We start from the raw sequence: 6000 nt of genomic DNA on the forward strand, positions 1-6000 counted from the left end.
CGCTGTATCGAGGATGCGGATTCCGTCAGGGAGAGGACTTGGTGAGAACTGGCTTGACGAGGAGCTTGTCGGCTTCCACTCGAACACGTTCGTAGATGGCCTTCGCCAGTTGGGTCTCGGACGATGTCTGCCTTCAACGCCGCGACTCGCTGCTGATCCAGCCCCAGTGCAGGGTGGTCGGTCCGGACATCAGGCTGCCCTGGGCACCGCAACCTCCGCCGCGTTTGCTGACATCGGCGAGACGATTCCCAGCACGAGAACAGCTGCTACGAGAACTGCACCCCGGCGCAAAAAGTAGCTTGCTGAGCGAGTTCACCAAGCGGGCGAAGTGGTTTCTTCTTCGCTTCTCGATCACACGAGGGCATGCTCTTCATGGACGGCTCTCGTGGGCTGGTAGAAGACGATTGTCGGCGCACGAGTCGGTACATAATCAATCGGTTCCATCGAGGCGCCCGAAGATGCCCCGCACGCTGCCTCCCCTGGACGGGTGTCAGTGAAGCTGCAGCACCCCGAAGCTCCGCGCCGAGGGTGAGCGTCGTCTGCGAGTCGACCGGCGCCGGCTGGCGGACCGCTTCCGAGATGTCAGGCTGCTGATGGTCCTGCAACGACGATCACTTGCCGCCTGCAAGCTCATGGTGGTTCAACGCTAACGAGCCGTGGAGGCGGCGCAATCAGGAGGCTGTAGGTCACCGACGGGAGTCCGCGCTAGACCCAGCGCATTTCCTGGTCCTCGGCAGCTCCAGCACGCCCTCGCTCCTCAGCACTGCTATGGGCGCAGCGCGGGTGGCGGATGACTTTGGAGCGACGCGTCGTCCTGCTTGGGCCAAGCGCCGGCGGCACCCATGTTCGGTCGGGGGCGGTCATTCGGTGTCCGTGCTAGAAGCAACGAGTCCGCGGGCGGTCGGGTCGACTGGCCGACGCTTAGGCGTTCCCCGGCGGGAGGTACGCAAGAGGGATTGGCCGTCGGCAGCTTCTTGGGCGGCATTAGTGTCTTTTGCCCGCATAGTGTCATCGACGTCGGGCCCCGCAGAGCTGGCCGCTCCAGGCGGCGGTTCGTTTTTTGTTGCGAGAAGCCGGGAGGCTTTATTTTCCAATTTCTATCTACCCGAAGTCATAGGCCGAGCCAACGTTTGACTGTACGACGTCATCCTATCCATCTCGTTACTCGTCCGTCGCAACGCTCGATACAGAATGACCGCTTGCACCGATAGCACGATTGACTCCGTGAGTAGTTCTGCGAGTAGTCCGCCGGTCGACCCGAAAGAAGCTGCAAGAACCCAGATCGCGAGTGGCCCGACCATCGCACCGACAGAGCGCACTGTTGCGGAGTGCGGCCTATTCGGCGGACTGCCACTCAAGCCCAGTCCGCCTGTGGCCCGCGAAAACGCGGGTAATTGCGATTACTCCACCGCGCAGCGCAGCTATATGATCTACGTGGAAGATCGATTTCACCGCTGAAAAGGATTCTGGACGCCAGTCCTCCAAAGGCCCAGAAGGCGAGTCCAGCGACAAGTCCAAGAGCGATGTTGAGACGGAGGCGACCGTGAGCCGACGACGTCGGCTCGACTGGAGAGTCAGAACTTCCCACCCAGCCCTGCATGGCATTTGGAAACGCGGACAAGCAGAGCGAGGACGAGACGCTGCAGCCTCTCGGCGGCGGAAAACAAGACGAGAGCGGACGGCGAGGCCGCCCCGATCGATCGCAGATAGGAAGCGCGATGTAGGACAAGCGCTCGCCAGTCGTCCCTGCAGTGCGACGCTCTGCGCTCGTATACAACGCACTACCCGCTTCAAACCCACGGAGAGCGAACCATCGACGCACTAGAACCGACCGCCGCCCGCCCGAGAACTGGAGGGAGCGCAGTCCCAATGAATAGCAGAGCGGGATACACGAGCAGGGGAGCTCCCGCGAAACTGATCGCAAAGGAAGGCGACGACGTTCGTGAGCAGTTTCGGTGGGGGCGTCGCGAGGAGTAGAGTCCGGCGTGGCTGGCCTGTGCCGATGAAGAACCAGTTTGGCGACAAGGTGCTCAAGGCCGTCGCCAAAGCTGGTATCAATAAACGCAGCAACCACCGGATCCGTCTGCGCGAGAAGAACCGCAGAGAACAACCGCTGGCACGACGACCGGAACGAAGATCAGCAATTTGGTCGACAACGCGAGAGCGTATAGCTGTGGCCTGGCCCGCTCCGAGGCCCGCGCGACCCGTTGCGGTCCGTTCAGACCCCAGCCGAGTTCGATCACGACGGCTGCGGCGGAGCCGATGGACTGAGCAAGCGCCACCGTACCCCACGTTTCTGCGCCGAAGGTGGCCGTTAGCGCCGGGATGACGACCAACGGGCTCAGGGCACTTGCCAGCGGAATGAGTGCGAAGCCGACTAACCGCGCCACGGCACCGGAAGGCGTCGAACGGCCGCGATTGCTTCGCATCAACGCTCTAGGAAACCGTGAAGGCCGACGAGGACCGCAGCCAGGTGAGGAGGGCGACGGACCACCTCATTGAGCGTCCACGACGGCAACTCCCCGCACCGTCCCGAGGTCGAAGCCGCGCTACGAAAGCAACTGCGTGGCAGCGAAATCGCCTCGGACCTCCTGTCGAGGGCGAACCCGGGTGACGCTCGAGCCGTGACCTTGCTCGCTCGCCAATCAGCTGATTTAGAGACTCGAACCCACCGAGCCCTGCTGGACATGCACCTCGCTGGGCCGAGGCAAGAACGCGAAGGGGAGTGACCTCGAGCGGCTGAAGCCTCGGCAATCAAATCCCAGTCCTGATGTTTTCACCGAGCGCCGGATCCCAACCCTGTGTCCGGAGAAGTTCGGTCCTCGCCAGTAGCGCGCTCCGTCTGGATGTAGCCGGTCCTCGTGCTTCAGCCGGGGGCGAGTGACTAGATAACTGGCGATGGATTCCAATCGACGGCGCTGGCGGACGGGCAGTACGCGTACATCTCCGTCGGTCTCATGGAAAACGGTCTCGGTGTAGGAAACATCGCCTCCGGGCCGCAAGCAGGTCAGAGATCTGCAGCGCCAGCTTCTCCGGCTCCCACCAGTCGTCATCGTCGAGGAAAGCGACGAAGTCGCTCCGAGCTTTTGGCCACTTCCCAGGTTGCGTGCGTTCTGCAGCGCCAGGTACCACCGCTCGTGACGAGCTAGGCGCGAGCTCCTCGATGCGAGGAGCCCTCGAACGGCTTCTACTCGTGAGGCGTCGTCGAGCACCACTATCGTCGATCGCGCTGGGTGCGTTTGACGGCGAACTGGAGAGGCCAGTGCCCTGCGAAGGCCATCCCGCCCGAGCGTAGGGATCACAACTGCCCACGGAGTGTTGCGGCGTCATTTGCGACCCATTCGGTCCGTCGTTTCGCGATCATCATGGCAAGGCCGAACGGCTCGATGAAATAGCGCGTGAAGAGGCGTCGGGGATCATGAATGAACCGCCAAGCCCACCTTCGAGTCCGACTTCGGATTCGAGTCATCGAGGGCTTAGCGACACAGCGCCAGCCAGATAGTCAATCGCACCTCCAACTGTCGCAATGTAAGCGGTGGGGAGACGCTCCCACTACCCGTCAAGGAAGGCCTCTGCTTTGGCATACCGAGTCCAATCAGCACGAGCGTCGGATTGTGATCAGACAATCGATTGCAGGATATCCGCTTCGTCCGAGGCAGAGAAGCATCCGGATCTGCCGGCGACCCGATCCGATGGCCGAACCTGCCGCCAAGCGTTGACAGCTCGCGCGTTCACCTGGACGGAGCCGCCCAAAATGAAGACCCGAAGCGGCTGGGATTCCTTCCGCTCCCATAACGCTTGAATCCAGTCGGTGGAGCCGATACGCACGACAGGAGCGAGCTTCGCGCGCAGTGATGCAAGGGCGAGAACTGGCCATCCATCAATGACGACGATGCGGCCCTCAGCATAAAACTCCCGAACCACTCGTGCTTATAGTGGAAATACGTACTGTGAAGATTATGTTGAGAACGAGGGTCGCCTGCGATGGCTGGCCGGGAAACGAGCTCCGCCACGTTCTCGGCTGTCAGGCGTCACAACGCCCTAAACGGGCACGTTGATTCCCGCAGGTACATCAATCATTCGGCTCTCCTTCGTCTAGCGGGGGTGTGCCCTGCGCGCAGGATCTCTTTGAGCTGACTTGCCGTGGCTTCTGGGGAGAAGGTGAGGTCGTAAACGGCTCCGCAACGCGCGGCCAAGCGCTTGCCGGTCTGCAGTACGGATTGCTTCGAGCACCACCTGGAGGTTTGGTCCAGTCGGCCACGGGCAGATATGCGGCAGCGGCGAACTCCTCAATCGGCTCTGTATGCAAGGCTGGCCCTGCCTTTCCGTATACTGCCGCATCGACCAGCTTGGCGGGAAGCTGATATCGGGCTGCCGCATCGCTGGAGTCCATGGGAAGAAGGAGGATATCGATCTTGCCGTAGAGCTCGCCAAGGGGAGTGTTCGACGGGTAGGTGATCCATCTGAGACGTCCTCCGGCGGACTCCAGTTCTGCGAGAACGTGATCAACAGTGAGGACGGATCAGCACGAAGTATTGCGACGAGGGCGTCGGCTCCTTTATAACGACGAACGGTGCCGATGAAGCCCAGTCGGATCGGCTCATCGGCGGCAGGAGTAAGTTCGGTCCCGGAGGACTCTATGCGCGTGTGCGGAACAATCGCCGATGGTCCGAGCTACCCGAACCTGCGCCAGACCCCACGCAATCCGCTGCTTGAAAAGGTGGTGATGTCAGCGATGGCGGCAATTTTTGCTTTGACTCCGACGCAGGCGCTGCGGAGACTTCCGGACGCATGACGTTCATTTTCAGAGCGTTGACGCGTGACTCCGAGACGAAGGATTGCATGATCGACACATCGTCGTCGTCGAAGTCCGCGATGAGGGTAACGTTCGTAATACCGGCGAGCCTACGTGCTAGTTGCGGCATTGATCAGTGCTCTTCGAGATCCAAATGACGACTCTCCGACTTGCCGCGGCAGAACGGACCTCGGACTCTATCGTGAGCGAAATGGCGCTCTTGGAAAGGGCGGACCTCAAAGCCGAACTGCTGCGCGCCTGCCCACTGTGGGCCGTCGTCGAAAGCTAGCACGTTGACAGTACCGACCAGTGTCGCGGTAATCGCCATGCTGAGTGCGCGGCCGAGCGAATTCGTTTTGATGGAGTCGCCAATTACAAAAACTTCGGCATCTTTCCCAAAGGGCATCAGACGGCCTTTCGGCGGGTGCGGTTAGTTTTCCCACGTGTAGCGGTCGCGCGATTCAGTGGCGGGGCATTCACTTGACGGTGCCGCCATGGGTGTCGGGTTCGCGATGATTCACGAATGATTGATGAATTCGCTTGCTGCTCAGTGAGGACTCGTCGAGGTTGGGACGATGTCCGCGCTTTTGACCAGGTCGCGAGGGGAGCGACTGCGACGAACAGCGATGCCGACACGAGCCACGTCAGCAGATCGAAGGAGAACGACATCGTCAGCATTAACGCGATTTGCTCTGCCGAGACGGTTTCGACTCAACCAGGACATCGCAAATACTCCGACCATTCCCACGAGACCGACCACTCCGCTGACTGCGAGCGTCCAGATCAAGTGGTTGTCAATAACCTGGAAAAGCCGTCTTGATGAAGCAGGCCCTGCGCGAAAATTGCTTCTTCGGAGAAGAAGCCGCTCCCGATCGTTCCAGTAGGACGAGCGGTGTATGAGCTGGTCAAAGCGATCCAGCCCTAGTCGGTGGAAGCGAACGAATCCGATTCCACTGCCTCCGAAGCGATCGCTGCAGAGCCCGAAGTCGCCAATCCACACCCCAGCTCCGGCGAAAGTGATCCACAGCACGTTTCTTAGGCGTGTCCTCGTATTCGGGGCAAAGAACAAAAATACTAGTATTCCGACGTGGCGGCGGCGTCGATAGCGCTGCTGTGCTCCGCGGTGAAGCGGCGCACGAAAAACGCGAAAGCGTTTCACGATAAATGCGAAAACGGTTAAACACCCAAATCTGAACTGAACGAAG

Annotated in this window: 1 protein-coding gene; it reads right to left on the bottom strand. The window is 60.6% G+C overall.

Translation table 11 applies throughout. The features are described from left to right. Positions 1–3618 precede the first annotated feature (3618 nt). A complete protein-coding gene (locus AC0CII_RS02705; protein WP_465228586.1) occupies positions 3619–3924 on the bottom strand; it encodes a WecB/TagA/CpsF family glycosyltransferase in 306 nt (101 codons plus the stop codon). Positions 3925–6000 lie beyond the last annotated feature (2076 nt).

The organism is Rathayibacter sp. AC182, from assembly GCF_979253875.1.